This window comes from Bradyrhizobium neotropicale (assembly GCF_001641695.1).
In the GTDB taxonomy this organism is placed as follows: domain Bacteria; phylum Pseudomonadota; class Alphaproteobacteria; order Rhizobiales; family Xanthobacteraceae; genus Bradyrhizobium; species Bradyrhizobium neotropicale.
Genome location: NZ_LSEF01000024.1, coordinates 52,521 through 69,041 on the forward strand (window position 1 = coordinate 52,521; position 16,521 = coordinate 69,041).

The following is a 16,521-nucleotide window of genomic DNA, read 5'->3' on the forward strand; positions in this document are numbered from 1 at the left end:
CATGCGGCGTCCCGCCGCGCGCGCGGCTTTCGCAAGCACATGCACAATCGTGCAGGCGAATCGCCGCGTACGACGTGCGCCGGCGCGTGTGCTCGCGTCGATCTTGGACTTTGGTTGTTTTAGCACGGCCAGCCCGCAATGAACCGATTCGTTCACCGCATCATCTTGTCCGTGCTGCTGGTCGCGGCACTGGCCGTCATCTGGAACGTGCTGGGGGCACGCTGAACCGGCACCGGCAGATTCGCCGGTGCCGCCTTGCCTTGTCGAATGCGTCAGCGCCGCGCGTAGGCGCCGCCCGGCTCGCCGCTCTCCTTGCCCATCAGCGCATCGATGCTGACCGGGCCGCCGCCGGCGGCGGAGAGGTAGAGGCAGGCGAAGCAGAACAGGATCGCCGCGGTGCCACCGTTGAGCAGCGGCAGGAACACCGGCGTGCCGGTCTTGAACATGTGGCCCATGAAGTAGGCGAAGGCCATTTCACCGGCCAGGATGAAGGCCGAGAGCCGGGTGAACAGGCCGAGCATCAGGGTCGCGCCGAGCACGAGCTCCAGCGTACCGGCCACATAGATCAGCGGCGGGATGTCAGCGAAATAGGGGAGCACCGGAAACTTGAACAGCTTTGCGACACCGTACTGGAACAGCAAGAGGCCGGTGATGAAGCGAAACAGGCTCAAGAGAACCGGCTGATAGCGAGAGAGAAAAGTGAAATTCATGGTTTGCGCCCTCCATCCAATGCTGCGACTTGGATCGCATTCGGTTCCACCCCGCAAGGCATCCAAGCACTATTCGCGCTGACATTTTCGTCATGTTGGACAAAACACCGCGGTTTGTCCTTTCAGTCCAGTCGGGCCGGACTTTTTGTGACGCCGTGCCTCACGCGTCGTCCGTAATTTCCCGGTGACGGCGAGGAGCGCAGGTTACTTCCGTCACACCTATTCCCGCAAGGCGGGGACGACGAGGAAGGGGATCATTCCCAGGATCACGCTCGCAAGTGCGAAGACGAGCAGCGCGTTGTAGCCGTGGGTCGCGTCATGGATCAGGCCGCCGCTCCAGGAGCCGAACGCCGAACCCAGTCCGCTGCCGATCGAGATGGTGCCGTAGATGGTGCCGACGCGTTCGCCGCGAAAGATCTTCATCGCGGTCGCGGTGATCAGCGGGCCGCGCGAGCCCATCATGCTGCCGAAGCAGACGACGAAGCCGGTAAGCAGGATGATGTTCGGATAGTATTGCAGCAGCCAGAGCAGGGCGATGCCGAGGATCGAGATCGCGTAGCTCAAGAGCACCGACGGCCGGCGTCCGATCATGCCGTCGAGGGCGGAGACGCCGAGCATGCCGAACACCAGCACGACGCCGGAGAAGCCCCAGGCGGTCGCGGCCTGCAGTGGCGGGAAGCCGGCATCGATCAGATAGGCCACGATCTGCGCCGCGATCGCATACATCCCGACAGCGGTGAAGAAGAACGTCGAGAACAGCGCCCAGAAGGCGTGGTGCCGCATGGCGCTCAGAAGCGTCCAGCCGTGATCGATGAAATGCGGATCGGTCTTCTTGAGGACATGCGGCGAGCCCGTAGCGAACAGGCGCCATGGCAACAACATCAAGGGCACCAGGAGGCCGAGCGCGGCAAAGCCGAACAGCTGATAGGTCTCGCGCCAGCCGAGATGATCGATCAAGAGCTGCGAAGCTGGCAGCAACGCCAGCACGCCGCCGCCCATCGCCGAATAGACCACCGCCATCGCGGTCGGCAGCCGCGGCCCGAACCATCGGCCGAGCAGGATCGAGTTCGGGACGTTGCCGATGAAGGCGACCCCGATGCCGACGCAGACGCCGATGCTGATCTGGAATTGCCAGAGTTGCTGCGCATGCCCCGCGATCAGGAAGGCGGAACCGAGCAGGAGAAGCCCGAGCGAGTAGACGATGCGCGGCCCGGAATGATCGAACAGGCGTCCGACCAGCGGCGCGGTCAGACCGCTGATCAGCCAAGTCAGCGAATAGATCGAGACGACCTGGGCGCGATCCCAGCCGAGATCCTGCGAGATCGGTTTCAGAAAGACGGTGAAGCTTTCGCTGAGGCCCCGGCCGAGCACCGCCAGCGTGAAGCACAGCGCGAGCACGACAAGCGCGGTGCGCACGGCGTCTTGCGACGTGGCCGCCAATTGTTCCCTGGGCGTGTTCTGGTCCATTGCCGATCAGGGAGCGCGCTTCGGCGCGCCCTGACAAGCATCAAAAGCACATACGCCTATGCAGGCTTGAGGAGGACGTGCTTCTTCTTGCCGAATGACAGCTTGATCACACCTTCGGGCGTCAGATTGGCGGGCGAGAGCGTCATCTTCTCGTCGGTGACGGGCTCGTCGTTGACGCGCAGGCCGCCACCCTTGATCTGCCGCCGCGCCTCGCCATTGGAGGCGACGAGGCCCGCCTTGACGAAGGCGTTGAGCACACCGAGGCCAGCATCCAGTTCGCCGCGCGGAATTTCCACCGACGGCAGGCTCTCGGCCAGCGTGCCTTCCTCGAAGGTGCGGCGCGCGGTCTCGGCGGCTTCATTGGCGGCATCGCGGCCGTGCAGCAGCGCGGTCGCTTCGGTCGCGAGCACCTTCTTGGCCTCGTTGATCTCCGAGCCCCCGAGCGCCTCGAGCTTCCTGATCTCGCTCATCGGCATCGTCGTGAACAGCTTCAGGAACTTGCCGACGTCGGCGTCCTCGGTGTTACGCCAGTACTGCCAGAAATCGTAGGGCGAGAACTGGTCGGCGTTGAGCCAGACCGCGCCTTGCGCGGTCTTGCCCATCTTGGCGCCCGACGCCGTGGTGAGCAGCGGCGTGGTCAGCGCGAACAGCTGATGCGTTCCCATGCGGCGGCCGAGATCGACCCCCATGATGATGTTGCCCCACTGGTCCGAGCCGCCCATCTGCAGCTTGCAGCCGGTGCGCTTGGCAAGCTCGACGAAGTCGTAGGCCTGGCAGACCATGTAGTTGAACTCGATGAAGCTCATCTCCTGCTCGCGCTCGAGGCGCAGGCGCACGGAGTCCATGGTCAGCATGCGATTGACCGAGAAGTGCTTGCCGACGTCGCGCAGCATCTCGATCCAGTTGAGCTTGGTGAGCCACTCGGCGTTGTCGAGCATCACGGCGTCGCTCTTGCCGTCGCCGTAGCGCAGCACCTTGGCGAACACGCCGCGGATCGAGGCCTTGTTGGCCTCGATCTCGGCGACGGTGCGCATCGCGCGCGTCTCGTCCTTGCCGGAGGGGTCGCCGACCATGGTGGTGCCGCCGCCCATCAGCGTGATCGGCTTGTTGCCGGACTGCTGCAGCCAGTGCAGCATCATCATGGTCAGGTAGTTGCCGATGTGCAGCGAGGGGGCGGTACAGTCGTAGCCGACATAGGCAGTCGCTTCGCCCTTGGCGGCAAGCGTGTCCAGCCCCTCGAAATCGGAGCACTGGTGGATGAATCCACGTTCCTGCAGGGTATTGAGGAAATCCGATTTAAATGCACTCATCTGTCGGCGGCTCTGATCATTCTTATTTTACGGTAATTGCGGCTATAGTTGCGGAACCCAAGCCAACCGGACTGCCGCAGCGAAGCGCGCTGTGGCATTATAAGATGTGCTTGTTTGATACAAGTCAGGCGTCGGGGTAGGTAGACGTCGAGGCTTACTGGGATGATGTTAACTGCGCTCGGTCTGATGAGCGGGACCTCGCTTGACGGGGTCGACGTTGCACTGATCGAAACCGATGGAAAGCTGGTGAAGGCATTCGGGCCGTCCGGCTACCGGCCCTATAGTCCTGCCGAGCGCAGCCTGCTGCGCCGGGCTCTCTCCGAGGCCGTGAACCTGGCGCAACGCGATGCCCGGCCCGGGGTGCTGGCCGAGGCCGAGCGCGCGGTGACGCTGGCCCATGCCGAAGCGGTGGCCGCTTTCACCGCCCAGAACCGGATGAAGCCGGAGGACATCGACATCGTCGGCTTCCACGGCCAGACCGTGCTGCACCGGCCCGAGCGCCGCATGACGGTACAGATCGGCGATGCGCCGGCGCTGGCGAAAGCGATCCATATTCCCGTGATGCACGATTTCCGTGCTGCCGACGTCGAGGCGGGCGGGCAGGGCGCGCCGTTCGTGCCGGTCTACCACCGGGCGCTGGCGCAGTCGCTGGAGCGTGAGGGGCCGATCTGCGTCGTCAATATCGGCGGCGTTTCCAACATCACCTATATCGACGGCAACGAGACGCTGATCGCCTGCGACACCGGGCCCGGCAACGCGCTGCTCGACGATTTCATGTACCGCACCATGAACCAAGCGTTCGATGCGGAGGGTAAGTTCGCAGCGCTCGGCAAGGCGGACGAGGCCTGGATCGCGCGTGCGCTGGCGCTGCCGTTCTTCGCAGCTCCGCCGCCCAAATCGCTCGACCGCAACGATTTTGCCACGCTCAAGCTCGGCGAGGTGGCGCCGGCCGACGGCGCGGCGACGCTCACCGCCTTCACCGCGGCGGCGATCGCCCGCATCATTCCACTCCTCCCGCGACGGCCGCGGAGCTGGATCGTCTGTGGCGGGGGCGCCCGCAACCTGACCATGCTGCGCATGCTGCGGGAGCGGGTGGGGTCGGCCACCGTCGAGGCCGCCGAGACGCTCGGCTGGGCCTCCGACGCCATCGAGGCGCAGGCCTTCGGCTTTCTCGCCGCGCGCGGGCTGAAGGGTTTGCCATTGTCATACCCGGCCACGACAGGCGTGCCGATGCCGATGACGGGCGGGGTGATCGCCCGACCCTGAGGTCGCAGACGGTTGATGGAGGTGCATGGATCTTGACGATTGGATGCAAATGCATCATGTTTAATGCAGTTGCATCCAACCGTCGGGATCATCGCCATGACCGCTGCCCTCAAACTGATCAGCCACAAGCTTTGTCCCTATGTGCAGCGCGCGGTGATCGCGCTCTCCGAGAAAGGCGTGCCGTTCGAGCGGATCGAATTCGATCTCGCCAACAAGCCCGATTGGTTCCTGAAACTGTCGCCACTCGGCAAGGTGCCGGTGCTGGTAGTGACGACCGATAAGAGTGAGGTCGCGCTGTTCGAGAGCAACGTGATCTGCGAGTACATCGAGGAAACCCAAGGCGGCTCGAAGCTGCATCCGGCTGATGCGCTCAAGCGCGCCGAGCACCGCGCCTGGATGGAGTTCGGCTCGGCGATCCTCGGCGATCTCTGGGGTCTTGAGACCACGAGCGACCCTGCGACTTTCGACAGCAAGCGCCGGGCCATCGCCGGCAAATTCTCCCGCGTCGAGGCGGCGCTCGGCACGGGTCCGTATTTCGCCGGCGAGCAGTTCAGCCTAGTCGACGCCGTGTTTGCCCCCATCTTCCGCTATTTCGATCTGTTTGATGAGCTTGCCGAACACGGCATCTTCAACGATGTGCCGAAGGTGCGGGCGTGGCGGGCGGAGCTTGCCAAGCGTCCGAGCGCGCGCACGGCGGTCGGCGCGGACTATCCGCAATTGCTGCGCGCCTTCCTGGTGCGGCACGATGCGCATCTGCTCAAGCTCGCCGCCTGAAGGGCACGCCGGTGTCGCCGTCGTTGGCGTGGCTCATGCTCGTGATCGCCGGCGCGCTCGACGTCGGCTGGGCGATCTCGATGAAATATGCGGAAGGCTACACGCGCTTCGGCTGGAGTATCACCTCGCTCGTGCTGCTCGCCGCCTTTGTCTTCCTGCTCGGACGGGCGCTGAAGGTGCTGGAGGTCGGCGTCGCCTATTCGGTCTGGACCGGTATCGGCGCGGCCGGAACGTTTCTCTTGGGCGTCGTGCTGTTCGGGGAGACGCTGAGCGCGATGAAGATCGCCGGTATCACGCTGGTGCTGATGGGGATCACTGCGCTGAAGCTGGCGTAGGGCGAGCCGCGATCAGGTGCATCCGTCGGCCAGCAGCAATTTGCTGGTCGTTGTTGCGTGACGAAGCTTGAAGAGATCTTGAATGTCGGGATCGCTCAGGAAGGCTTCCGCCTTCTCGCGCTCCGGAAATTCGATGACGACGAGACGCTCGGGCGTCCAGTCGCCTTCGATCGTCGTCGGCTGGACGCCGCGAACGATGTAGCGTCCCGAATGCTTGGCGATGAAGGCCGGGATTTCGGCGACGTAGGTTTTGAAGCCGGCGAAGTCGTTCACCGACAGGTCGAGCACCAGATACGCCTTCATGGCTGGAGCTCCGCGGCCATCTTCGCGAGCGTCGCGATGGTGTTCATGTTGCGCGCGGTGCCGGCCTTGGCCGCGGGAATGACGAGCTTCGATGTCCCCATGCCGTCGCCATAGTGCACATAGATCTCGCGGCGGCCGAGGCGGACCTCCTCGTTGTTCTGGCCGCGGATGCCGGCGAGCGCATCGGCCGGCGGAGCCTTGTCGAGGAAGATCGCGACCGTGCGGTTGGGCGCGGCCTTCGGGAAGGGATTGTCGGCTGCGACCTGGGCCATCTCGGCCGCGCTGCGCATGAGCACGCCGACCGGAGCGCCGGCATAGGCATGCAGGCGCTTTTCGAGGGCGGTCTTGATTGCAGCTTCAGACTTGCGGCTGGTGAAGACGACGTTGCCGCTCGCGATGTAGGTCCGCACGGCGACGAAGCCGAGCTCCTCGCACATCGCCTTGAGCTCGGTCATCGGCAGCTTGCCGGTGCCGCCGACATTGACGGCCCGCAGCAATGCCACGAACGCGCCCATGACGGACCTCAGCGCACGTTGGCGAGCCGCATGTCGAGATAGGCTGTGATGGTCTCCATCAACGGCTCGAGCTTGCCGTCGAAGAAGTGGTTGGCGCCGGGGATGACCTGCTGGTCGATCACGATGCCCTTCTGCGTCTTTAGCTTCTCGACCAGCGTGTTGACGTCCTTCGGCGGCACCACCGCGTCCTTCTCGCCATGCACGATCAGGCCCGAGGACGGGCAGGGCGCAAGGAAGGAGAAGTCGTAGAGGTTGGCCGGCGGCGCGATCGAGATGAAGCCTTCGACCTCGGGACGGCGCATCAGGAGCTGCATGCCGATCCAGGCGCCGAAGGAGAAGCCGGCGACCCAGCAGGCGCGCGCTTCGGGATTGATGGTCTGCGCCCAGTCGAGCGCCGCTGCGGCATCCGACAATTCGCCGGTGCCGTGATCGAACGAGCCCTGACTGCGGCCGACGCCGCGAAAGTTGAAGCGCAGCACGGAGAATCCGCGATGCGCGAAGGCGTAATAGCACTGGTACACGATCTGATGATTCATCGTGCCGTGAAACTGCGGATGCGGATGCAGGATCATCGCGATCGGCGCGTTCTTCTGCTTGGCCGGGTGGTAGCGGCCTTCGAGACGGCCAGCAGGGCCGGCGAAAATGACTTCGGGCATCGATGATCTCTTGATTGATTCCCTTGAGGGATGGTCCTTGGCAATCAACCGATTGTCGTGGCCTCATCGACAGCGACGCCGACGAAAGCACGAATGAAGGGTGAGAAGGCGCGCCTTGCGGTGATGCGCTGATAGCGCGCGGTGACTTGACGGGCGCGTTCTAACATAGGCTGAGGGTCAAAAAGCAAGCATCTTGAACATCGCCCAATCCCCTCAAGATGTTAGCGTGTCATCGCCGCGTCATCGCGCGCCGCGGTTTGGGAATCGCGCTTGCCAAGCGCGCGGCCGCGGCCCATGTCGGGCGATCCAGCGCAGAAGGCCACCTCTCGAGAGTTAGGTAACATATTACTTCATGCCGAACCGCGTCTATCTCGACTGGAATGCGACCACTCCGCTCCGCGCGGAAGCACGGGCGGCCATGCTGGCCGCATGGGACCTCGTCGGAAATCCGTCCTCGGTGCATGCGGAAGGGCGCGATGCGCGCCGGCTGGTCGAGGAGGCCCGTGCTGCGCTGGCGGCGGCCGTGGGCGCGCTGCCGCGGAACGTCATCTTCACCTCGGCCGGAACCGAAGCCAACACGCTGGCGCTGTCACCTGGCCTGCGCGGCCGGTCGGGCGGCCCGGTCGAACGACTTCTGGTGTCGGCGGTCGAGCATCCCTCGGTGGTGGCCGGCGGCCGGTTCCCGGCCGACAGGATCGCCCAGGTGCAGGTTACCCGCTCCGGCGTGGTCGATCTCGATCACCTCAAGGCCTTGCTCGGCGCCGGCGCGCCGGCGCTGGTCTCGATCATGGCGGCCAACAACGAGACCGGCGCGCTTCAGCCGGTTGCGGAGGCGGCGAAGATGGTGCACGAGGCTGGCGGCCTGCTGCATGTCGATGCGATCCAGGCGCTCGGCAAAAGTCCCTTAGATATCAAGGCGATAGACGCAGACCTTGCGACTTTTTCTGCACACAAGATCGGCGGCCCCAAGGGGGTTGGCGCGCTGGTCGTGGCCGAGGGAGTGGCCGGGCTTGAGCCCGTGCTGCGCGGGGGTGGGCAGGAGCTCGGCCGCCGGGCCGGAACTGAGAATGTCGCGGGCATTGCTGGCTTCGGCGCTGCGGTGAAGGCGGTCGTTCAGACTCTTTCTGAGGATGCGGAGCGCATGGCAACCCTCAGAGATCATTTGGAAAAAGGGCTCCTTGCCATTGCAGGCACGACGATCTTTTCCGGCGATGTGCAGCGGTTGCCAAATACCGTCTTGTTCACCGCGCCCGGGCTGAAGGCCGAGACCGCCGTGATTGGTTTCGACCTCGAGGGCATCGCGGTGTCCTCGGGCTCGGCCTGTTCATCGGGAAAAGTGCAGCCGTCTCATGTGCTTTCGGCCATGGGATTTGGCCCTGATGTGGCCCAGGGAGCGGTGCGCCTCAGTCTGGGCTGGTCCACGCAGGTCGAGGATATCAATCGGGCCTTGGAGACTTGGCGAAAGCTGGGTAATACCCTACTTAGAGAACAGGCACGAAACACGGCTTGAACGGTTCTAAGCACGTGCTTTCCGCCAAGAAACATCGTAATAGTCGTCCGAGTTTGATCCACCGCGGTCCTTGAAACCGCGAGCGGAGGATGGAATGCCAGCCGTACAAGAGACGGTCGAGCGCGTGAAGCGCATCGACGTCGACCAGTATCGTTATGGGTTTGAGACCCTGATCGACTCCGAGAAGGCCCCCAAGGGGCTGTCGGAAGAGATCGTAAAATTCATCTCGCAGAAAAAGAACGAACCCGCCTGGATGCTCCAGTGGCGGCTCGAGGCCTATCGCCGCTGGCTGACCATGACCGAGCCGACCTGGGCGCGCGTCGAATATCCCAAGATCGACTTCCAGGACATCTACTACTACGCGGCGCCGAAGCCGAAGAAGTCGGTCACCTCGCTCGACGAGATCGATCCGGAAATTCTCAAGACCTATGAGAAGCTCGGCATTCCCCTGCGGGAAGTCGCGATGCTCGAAGGCGTCGAGCCGAAGGTTGGTGAGGAGGATCCTGCCCGGCGCAAGATCGCGGTCGACGCGGTCTTCGATTCGGTCTCGGTCGCGACCACCTTCAAGGCGGAGCTGAAGAAGGCCGGCGTGATCTTCATGCCGATCTCGGAGGCGATCCGCGAGCATCCCGAGCTGGTGCAGAAGTATCTCGGCTCCGTGGTGCCGACCTCCGACAATTTCTATGCGACGCTGAACTCGGCGGTGTTTTCCGACGGCTCGTTCGTCTACGTGCCGCCGGGCGTGCGCTGCCCGATGGAACTGTCGACCTATTTCCGCATCAACGAGCGCAACACCGGTCAGTTCGAGCGCACGCTGATCATCGCCGACAAGGGCTCCTACGTCTCCTATCTCGAAGGCTGCACAGCGCCGCAGCGCGACGAGAACCAGCTCCATGCCGCGGTGGTCGAGCTCGTCGCACTCGATGACGCCGAGATCAAATATTCGACGGTGCAGAATTGGTACCCCGGCAACTCGGAAGGCAAGGGCGGCATCTACAATTTCGTCACCAAGCGTGGCGACTGCCGCGGCAACCACTCCAAGATCTCGTGGACCCAGGTCGAGACGGGTTCGGCGATCACCTGGAAATATCCGAGCTGCATTCTGCGCGGTGACAATTCCCGCGGTGAGTTCTACTCGATCGCGATCTCGAACGGCTTCCAGCAGGTCGATTCCGGCACCAAGATGATTCACCTCGGCAAGAACACGTCGAGCCGGATCATCTCCAAGGGCATTGCCGCCGGCAAGTCGCAGAACACCTATCGCGGCCTCGTCACCGCACACCGGAAAGCGACCGGCGCGCGCAACTTCACCGCCTGCGACTCCCTGTTGATCGGCGACAAATGCGGCGCGCACACCGTGCCATACATCGAGGCGAAGAACTCGTCGGCGACGTTCGAGCACGAGGCGACGACCTCGAAGATCTCCGAGGACGTGCTGTTCTACTGCATCCAGCGCGGCCTCAGCCAAGAAGAGGCTGTCGGCCTCGTCGTCAACGGCTTCGTCAAGGACGTGCTCCAGCAACTGCCGATGGAATTCGCGGTGGAAGCTCAGAAGCTGATCTCGATCTCGCTTGAAGGGTCGGTCGGTTAATTGCCGACCCTCGCGGTGCGCCTCGGCGCTCCATGCATCATTTGAATAGACTGGAAACCAAGATGGCTTTGCTTGAAGTGAAGGATTTGAAGGTTCGCGTCGAGGAGCGTGAGATCCTCCACGGGCTGACGCTGACCGTGAACGAGGGCGAGATCCACGCGATCATGGGGCCGAACGGCTCCGGCAAGTCGACGCTCTCCCATGTCATCGCCGGCAAACCCGGCTATGAGGTCACCGACGGCCAGATCCTGTTCAAGGGCGAGGACCTTCTGGAGATGGACCCCGAGGAGCGCGCCGCCAGGGGCGTGTTCCTGGCGTTCCAGTATCCGGTCGAGATCCCGGGCGTCGCCACCATGACCTTCCTGCGCACCGCGCTGAACGCGCAGCGCAAGGCGCGCGGCGAGAGCGAATATTCGACCCCGGACTTCCTGAAGAAGGTCCGCGAGGTCTCGAAATCGCTGAACATCCCGCAGGACATGCTCAAGCGCGGCGTCAACGTCGGCTTCTCCGGCGGCGAGAAGAAGCGCAACGAAGTGCTGCAGATGGCGCTGTTCGAGCCGAGCCTGTGCATCCTCGACGAGATGGATTCGGGCCTCGACATCGACGCGCTGCGGATTGCGGCCGACGGCGTCAACGCGCTGCGTTCACCGAAGCGCGCGATGGTTGTCATCACCCACTATCAGCGGCTGCTGAACTACATCGTGCCCGACTTCGTGCACGTGATGTCGAAGGGCCGCGTCGTGAAGAGCGGCGGCAAGGAGCTGGCGCTGGAGCTGGAAGAGTCTGGCTACGCCCAGTTCGAGGACGCCGCATAAGGATTGTTTGCGATGAACGTTGCTGTGGCAAAGACCGGAAGCGGCCGCGCGGTGAGCGATCTCTTCGCCAGCGCCGAAGGCCGGCTGCCGGGTTCGCTGGCGGTCGTTGCGGTGCGCCGCGAGGCGTTCGAGACCTATGAGCGTCTCGGCCTGCCGCACCGCCGGATCGAGGAGTGGAAATACACTGATCTGCGCGCGCTGGTCGGCGAGGTGCTGCCGCTTGCGGCTGCGCCCGACGCGGCTGCCCTGTCTCGCGCGGCGGACGCCGTGAAGGCGCATGCGTTTGCAGGCGCCAGCAAGCTGGTGCTGGTCGACGGCGTGTTCGCGGCCGATTTATCGGACGTGAAGGCACTGCCTTCCGGCGTGAGCGTGACGACCTTGCGCGAGGCGCTGGACAAGAGCGCTGATCTGCTCACGACAGCTTCCGCCGACGCGGTGATCTCGCTGAACGCGGCGATGGCGACCGATGGTGTCGTGCTGTCGATCGCCGACGGCGCGCAACTCTCCGCGCCGGTCCAGATCATTCACGTGGCGACCGTGCCGTCCGCATCGAACTTCACCCGTTCGCAGGTGCGGATCGGGAAGGGGGCTCGTCCGACCATCATCGAGAGCTTTGTCGCGGCCGGCGCCGGCGCCTACCAGGTCAACGACGCCGTGCTTGTCTCGATCGGCGATGACGCTGACGTTGCCTATATCCGTCTGATGGACGATGCGGCTGACGCGGTGAACATCACCTCGCAGTTCGTGACGGTCGGCGCCAACGTCAAACTCAACTATTTCAACATGACCAGCGGCGGCGCAGTGAGCCGTCTCCAGGGATTCATCACGTTTGCGGGCGAGGGCAGCGAGCTCTCGCTCAACGGCGTGAACCTGCTCAAGAAGACCGAGCACGGCGATCTGTCGCTGGTGGTCGATCATGCCGTGCCGAACTGCATGAGCCGCGAAACCTTCCGCGCCGTGATCGATGACCGCGGCCATTCGGTGTTCCAGGGCCGCATCATCGTCCGTCCCGACGCGCAGAAGACCGACGGCAAGATGATGACCCGCGCGCTGCTGCTCTCGGACGAGGCCGAAGCCGACAACAAGCCCGAACTCGAGATCTTTGCCGACGACGTCTCCTGCGGCCATGGCGCCACCGCCGGCGCGCTCGACGACAGCCTGCTGTTCTATCTGAAGGCGCGCGGCCTGCCGGAGAAGCAGGCCCAGGCGCTGCTGATCCAGGCCTTCGTGGGCGAGGCGATCGAGCAGATCGCCGACGATGATTTGCGCGAGCATGTGATCGGGCTTGCCGAGCGCTGGCTGGAGCGGCGATCATGAGCACGCATCCGGCGGTCCTGAACGGAGCCTACGACGTCGCGCGCGTGCGCCAGGATTTTCCGGCGCTCGCCATGCAGATCTACGGCAAGCCGCTGGTCTATCTCGACAACGCGGCCTCGGCGCAGAAGCCGCAGTCCGTGCTGGGCCGCATGACGCAGGCTTATGTATCCGAATATGCCAACGTGCATCGTGGCCTGCATTATCTCGCCAACGCCGCGACGGAAGCCTATGAGGGGGCGCGCATAAAAGTTGCGCAATTCGTCAACGCCCGCCGCACCGAGGAGATCATCTTCACCCGCAACGTCACCGAGGCGATCAACCTCGTGGCGTCGTCGTGGGGCGAACCGAACATCAAGGCCGGTGACGAGATCGTCCTCTCGATCATGGAGCACCATTCCAACATCGTGCCCTGGCATTTCCTCAGGGAACGCCATGGCGCGGTGATCAAATGGGCGCCAGTCGACGACGAAGGCAATTTCCTGATCGACGAGTTCGAGAAGCTGCTGACGCCGAAGACCAAGCTCGTCGCCATCACGCAGATGTCGAATGCGCTCGGGACGTTCGTTCCGATCAAGGAGGTCGTGCGGCTGGCCCACGATCGCGGCATTCCGGTGCTGGTCGACGGCGCGCAAGGCGCGGTGCATCTGCCCATCGACGTGCAGGACCTCGATTGCGACTTCTACGCGTTCACCGGTCACAAGGTTTATGGTCCGACTGGCATAGGTGCGCTCTACGCCAAGCACGAGCACCTCGTCGCGATGCGGCCTTTCAACGGTGGCGGCGAGATGATCCGCGAGGTTGCGCAGGACTGGGTCACCTATGGCGACCCGCCGCACAAGTTCGAGGCTGGCACCCCGCCCATCGTCGAGGCGATCGGCCTCGGCGCCGCCATCGACTACGTCAACTCGATCGGCAAGGAGCGCATTGCCGCGCACGAGCACGACCTCGTCACCTACGCCCAGGAACGGCTGCGCGAAATCAACTCGCTGCGGCTGATCGGCACCGCCCGCGGCAAGGGCCCGGTAATCTCCTTCGAGCTCAGGGGCGCGCACGCCCACGACGTCGCCACCGTGATCGACCGCCAGGGCATCGCGGTGCGCGCCGGCACCCATTGCGTGATGCCGCTTTTAGAGCGGTTCAACGTGACTGCGACCTGCCGCGCCTCGTTCGGCATGTATAATACGCGGGAAGAAGTCGACCATCTGGCACAGGCGCTGCTGAAGGCACGGGATCTGTTCGCATGAGTGACACGGCCGAAATCAAAGCTAACCCGATGGAGACCCATTCGGCGCTGCCGCCGGAGGAGACCGAGCGGTTGACGCGCGAGATCATCGCCGGCCTGAAGACCGTGTTCGACCCGGAAATCCCGGCCGACATCTACGAGCTCGGCCTGATCTACAAGGTCGAGATCAAGGACGATCGCTCCGTCGACGTGCTGATGACACTGACGACGCCGAACTGCCCGGCTGCCGGCGAGCTGCCGACCATGGTGGAGAACGCGGTCGCCAGCGTTCCCGGCGTCGGCGTGGTCGACGTCAAGGTCGTCTGGGAGCCGGCCTGGTCACCCGAACGGATGAGCGACGAGGCGCGCCTCGTGCTCAACATGTGGTGACGCCGCGTCCGGCATTGAATTTGCCCCGTAACGGATCATATGACTGAGATGACCCAGGTATCGTCAGGCTCAACACCAGCTTCCACCCCCAAGCCGCGGCGGCCGCGCCCGCAGGTGATGCGGCTGACGGATGCTGCCGCGCAGCGCATCACGGAGCTGACCCAGCGCGCCGATTCCGAGATCGTGGGCCTGCGCGTCGGTGTGAAGAACGGCGGTTGTGCCGGCCAGTCCTACACCGTCGAATACGCCCACGAGATCCGCCCGACCGACGAGGTCGTCGAGGACAAGGGCGTCAAGATCCTGGTCGATCCCAAGGCCGTGCTGTTCCTGCTCGGCACCGAGATGGACTACAAGGCCGACAAGATGCAGGCCCAGTTCGTCTTCAACAACCCCAACCAGGTCTCCGCCTGCGGCTGCGGCGAGTCGGTCGAGCTGCGGCCCGCGAAGGTCGAGGGGTAGCCCCGCTACCACTACCTAATTCGTCATTGCGAGCGCAGCGAAGCAATCCAGACCATCTCCGCGGGGACAGTCTGGATTGCTTCGCTTCGCTCGCAATGACGCCGGAGTTATGAAGGCTGGCCCTCTTACAAGCGGAAGCCTCCCATGGACCGCGAATTCCTGATCGACCTGTTCGCCGATTTCGGCCCCGTCACCATCCGCAAGATGTTTTCCGGCTACGGCATCTCCGCCGACGGCACCAACTTCGCGCTGGCCTTGCGCGCCGGCCTGTTCTTCCGCGCCGACGAGCAGACCATCCCTGACTATGAGGCCGAGGGCTCAGGGCCGTTCCAGTATCAGACCCGCGCCAAGACGGTGACGGTCAACTCCTACTGGCAATTGCCCGCGCGCCTGTTCGACGATTCCGAGGAGCTTGCGCAATGGGCGAGGGCGGCGCTCGCCGCCGCCCAGCGCGCCAAGGTGAAGAAGCGGCCGAAGACGAAGAAGGCGGCGAAGACGAAATCGAAGAAGCCTGCCCCCAAGAAGCAAGTCACCAAGAAGACAGTCCGTAGGGTGGGCAAGGCGAAGCGTGCCCACCGCTCAAGATGAGGATTGGAAAGATGGTGGGCACGGCGCAACCCACCTTTGCCCACCCTACGATTTCCTTACCGTGAGATAAGACCTAAGCCACCCGGCTGTGCGTCTCGACTGCGTATTCCGGATCGGCCTCGCAGATCACACGGTTGCGGCCGTTGCGCTTGGCGGCGTAGAGGCAGGCGTCGGCGCGCTCGATCAACGCGTCGGTGTCGTCGCCCTGCTTGAGCATGGAGACGCCGACGGAAATGGTGACGCGGCCGAGGATCTCGCCGGTCGACTTCTTCTTCAATTCCTTCGCCATCACGGCGCGGCGAATGTGATCGGCAACCGTGAGGGCCTGGCGCAGCGCGGTGTTGGGCAGCACGACCGCGAACTCCTCGCCGCCATAGCGGGCGGTAATGTCCTGCCCCTTGATGGTCTGCTTCAGCGACAGGCCGACCAGGCGCAGCACCTGGTCGCCGGTGAGATGGCCGTAGGAGTCGTTGAAGGACTTGAAATGGTCGATGTCGAACAGCAGCAGCGACAGCGGCTCGCCTGAGGCGAGTGCGTTCTGCACGGCCATGCCGATCATGCGATCGAAATATTTGCGATTTCCGAGGCCCGTCAGCGGATCGGTCAGGCTCTCGGCGCGGATCGCCTCGAGGCTCTGCTGGAGATTGCTGATCTCGTTCTTCGACAGCGTCAGCCGGTCTTCCAGCGCCTTGTTGGTGTCGCGCATCTCTTTGGTCGAGCGCACCAGCGTCTCGACAATCGACTTGATCTGCTCGCGGCTCTTGGCCGAGGCCAGCTTTGCCGTCGCGCCCGACAGACTGACATCGTAGGAGCTGGTCATCCCGAGCGCTTCACTCAGGACCTTCATGACGTCGTCGATCTCGCCGATGACGCGCGCGCCGACCTTGTCGATGCGGTCGGTGGTCTTGATGTGGGAGAGATAGGTCTCGTAGATCTGCTCAAGATCGGCTTCGGTCAGCCTGCCGTTGCGCGCCAGCGTCTCGTTGATGATCTTGTTGAGCGGCGCGTTGTAGCCGGTGGCGTAGACGTACCAGATCTCGTAATTGCGGGGAATTGCGGTCTGCTTGAGCGATCTGATTTGACCGAGCGCTACCTCGGCGAACGCCATCGTGCGTTCGTGTTCATCGAGCACCTTGACCACAGAACATACCCCACAGCGGTCGGTGCGCCATCGACCGCAGCAATGCTTAAATTATGTTCGTAGGCTAACGGACGATCGTGAACGGTCGGTAAACGGCCGGTCGCGAATGCATCCGAAAAAGTGTAGAGCGGCTTTCTTCAACCAAACCGCAT

The 16,521-nt window shown here is 63.7% G+C and carries 18 protein-coding genes; 11 read left to right on the top strand and 7 right to left on the bottom strand.

All coding sequences use genetic code 11. The features are described 5' to 3' along the window. Positions 1-272: 272 nt before the first annotated feature. The 3 genes from AXW67_RS03435 to tyrS form a co-directional block, all read right to left on the bottom strand. Complete coding sequence (locus tag AXW67_RS03435) at positions 273-710, bottom strand: DoxX family protein (RefSeq protein ID WP_063676635.1); 438 nt, start codon at positions 708-710, stop codon at positions 273-275. A 219-nt stretch (positions 711-929) separates the two neighbouring features. After that, positions 930-2,177, bottom strand: a complete 1,248-nt coding sequence (locus tag AXW67_RS03440) for an MFS transporter (protein ID WP_063676636.1) — start codon at positions 2,175-2,177, stop codon at positions 930-932. Between the two features lie 56 nt (positions 2,178-2,233). Continuing rightward, the gene (gene tyrS / locus AXW67_RS03445) at positions 2,234-3,487 is read right to left on the bottom strand and encodes a tyrosine--tRNA ligase (RefSeq protein WP_027553642.1); all 1,254 of its coding nucleotides are present in this window, start codon (positions 3,485-3,487) and stop codon (positions 2,234-2,236) included. Between the two features lie 162 nt (positions 3,488-3,649). On the opposite strand from tyrS, the gene AXW67_RS03450 reads away from it, so the two are divergent. The 3 genes from AXW67_RS03450 to AXW67_RS03460 all read left to right on the top strand — a co-directional run bounded on the left by AXW67_RS03450 (position 3,650) and on the right by AXW67_RS03460 (position 5,862). Beyond that, positions 3,650-4,753, top strand: coding sequence for an anhydro-N-acetylmuramic acid kinase (locus AXW67_RS03450; RefSeq protein WP_063676638.1), 1,104 nt, complete (start codon positions 3,650-3,652; stop codon positions 4,751-4,753). A gap of 96 nt (positions 4,754-4,849) precedes the next feature. Next, positions 4,850-5,527: a glutathione S-transferase family protein gene (locus tag AXW67_RS03455; RefSeq protein ID WP_063676784.1), complete on the top strand. Its 678-nt coding sequence runs from the start codon at positions 4,850-4,852 to the stop codon at positions 5,525-5,527. Between the two features lie 11 nt (positions 5,528-5,538). After that, positions 5,539-5,862: a DMT family transporter gene (locus AXW67_RS03460; protein WP_082907743.1), complete on the top strand. Its 324-nt coding sequence runs from the start codon at positions 5,539-5,541 to the stop codon at positions 5,860-5,862. A 12-nt stretch (positions 5,863-5,874) separates the two neighbouring features. Here the strand turns inward: AXW67_RS03460 and AXW67_RS03465 are convergent, their stop codons facing one another. The 3 genes from AXW67_RS03465 to AXW67_RS03475 are packed head-to-tail and all read right to left on the bottom strand — an operon-like array spanning position 5,875 to position 7,336. Further along, complete coding sequence (locus AXW67_RS03465) at positions 5,875-6,165, bottom strand: DUF1330 domain-containing protein (RefSeq protein WP_063676643.1); 291 nt, start codon at positions 6,163-6,165, stop codon at positions 5,875-5,877. After that, a complete protein-coding gene (locus AXW67_RS03470) occupies positions 6,162-6,680 on the bottom strand; it encodes a DUF1697 domain-containing protein (RefSeq protein WP_063676645.1) in 519 nt (172 codons plus the stop codon). The genes AXW67_RS03465 and AXW67_RS03470 overlap by 4 nt, the downstream gene beginning before the upstream one ends. An 8-nt stretch (positions 6,681-6,688) precedes the next feature. Continuing rightward, complete coding sequence (locus tag AXW67_RS03475; RefSeq protein ID WP_027524593.1) at positions 6,689-7,336, bottom strand: alpha/beta hydrolase; 648 nt, start codon at positions 7,334-7,336, stop codon at positions 6,689-6,691. Between the two features lie 352 nt (positions 7,337-7,688). Between AXW67_RS03475 and AXW67_RS03480 the strand changes: the two genes are divergently transcribed. From AXW67_RS03480 to AXW67_RS03515, 8 genes are all read left to right on the top strand, one after another. Beyond that, positions 7,689-8,846 (top strand): cysteine desulfurase family protein, encoded by a 1,158-nt coding sequence (locus AXW67_RS03480; RefSeq protein ID WP_063676647.1) that lies wholly within the window; start codon positions 7,689-7,691, stop codon positions 8,844-8,846. A 94-nt stretch (positions 8,847-8,940) separates the two neighbouring features. Beyond that, positions 8,941-10,437 carry a Fe-S cluster assembly protein SufB gene (gene sufB, locus AXW67_RS03485; protein WP_063676648.1) on the top strand — a complete coding sequence of 499 codons (1,497 nt, stop codon included), beginning with the start codon at positions 8,941-8,943 and terminating at the stop codon, positions 10,435-10,437. A 62-nt stretch (positions 10,438-10,499) separates the two neighbouring features. Next, a complete protein-coding gene (gene sufC, locus AXW67_RS03490; RefSeq protein WP_063676649.1) occupies positions 10,500-11,252 on the top strand; it encodes a Fe-S cluster assembly ATPase SufC in 753 nt (250 codons plus the stop codon). A 12-nt stretch (positions 11,253-11,264) separates the two neighbouring features. Further along, complete coding sequence (gene sufD, locus AXW67_RS03495) at positions 11,265-12,569, top strand: Fe-S cluster assembly protein SufD (RefSeq protein WP_063676650.1); 1,305 nt, start codon at positions 11,265-11,267, stop codon at positions 12,567-12,569. Further along, positions 12,566-13,813: a cysteine desulfurase gene (locus tag AXW67_RS03500; protein ID WP_063676652.1), complete on the top strand. Its 1,248-nt coding sequence runs from the start codon at positions 12,566-12,568 to the stop codon at positions 13,811-13,813. Before sufD ends, AXW67_RS03500 begins: the two co-directional genes overlap by 4 nt. After that, positions 13,810-14,181 (top strand): SUF system Fe-S cluster assembly protein, encoded by a 372-nt coding sequence (locus tag AXW67_RS03505; protein ID WP_027553631.1) that lies wholly within the window; start codon positions 13,810-13,812, stop codon positions 14,179-14,181. Before AXW67_RS03500 ends, AXW67_RS03505 begins: the two co-directional genes overlap by 4 nt. Positions 14,182-14,229: 48 nt before the next feature. Further along, positions 14,230-14,640, top strand: a complete 411-nt coding sequence (locus AXW67_RS03510; RefSeq protein ID WP_082907747.1) for a HesB/IscA family protein — start codon at positions 14,230-14,232, stop codon at positions 14,638-14,640. 144 nt (positions 14,641-14,784) lie between these two features. Continuing rightward, positions 14,785-15,228, top strand: coding sequence for a TfoX/Sxy family protein (locus AXW67_RS03515; RefSeq protein ID WP_063676654.1), 444 nt, complete (start codon positions 14,785-14,787; stop codon positions 15,226-15,228). Positions 15,229-15,301: 73 nt separating this feature from the next. On the opposite strand, the gene AXW67_RS03520 is transcribed toward AXW67_RS03515, so the two are convergent. Next, positions 15,302-16,369: a GGDEF domain-containing protein gene (locus tag AXW67_RS03520; RefSeq protein WP_027553628.1), complete on the bottom strand. Its 1,068-nt coding sequence runs from the start codon at positions 16,367-16,369 to the stop codon at positions 15,302-15,304. Positions 16,370-16,521: the final 152 nt, after the last annotated feature.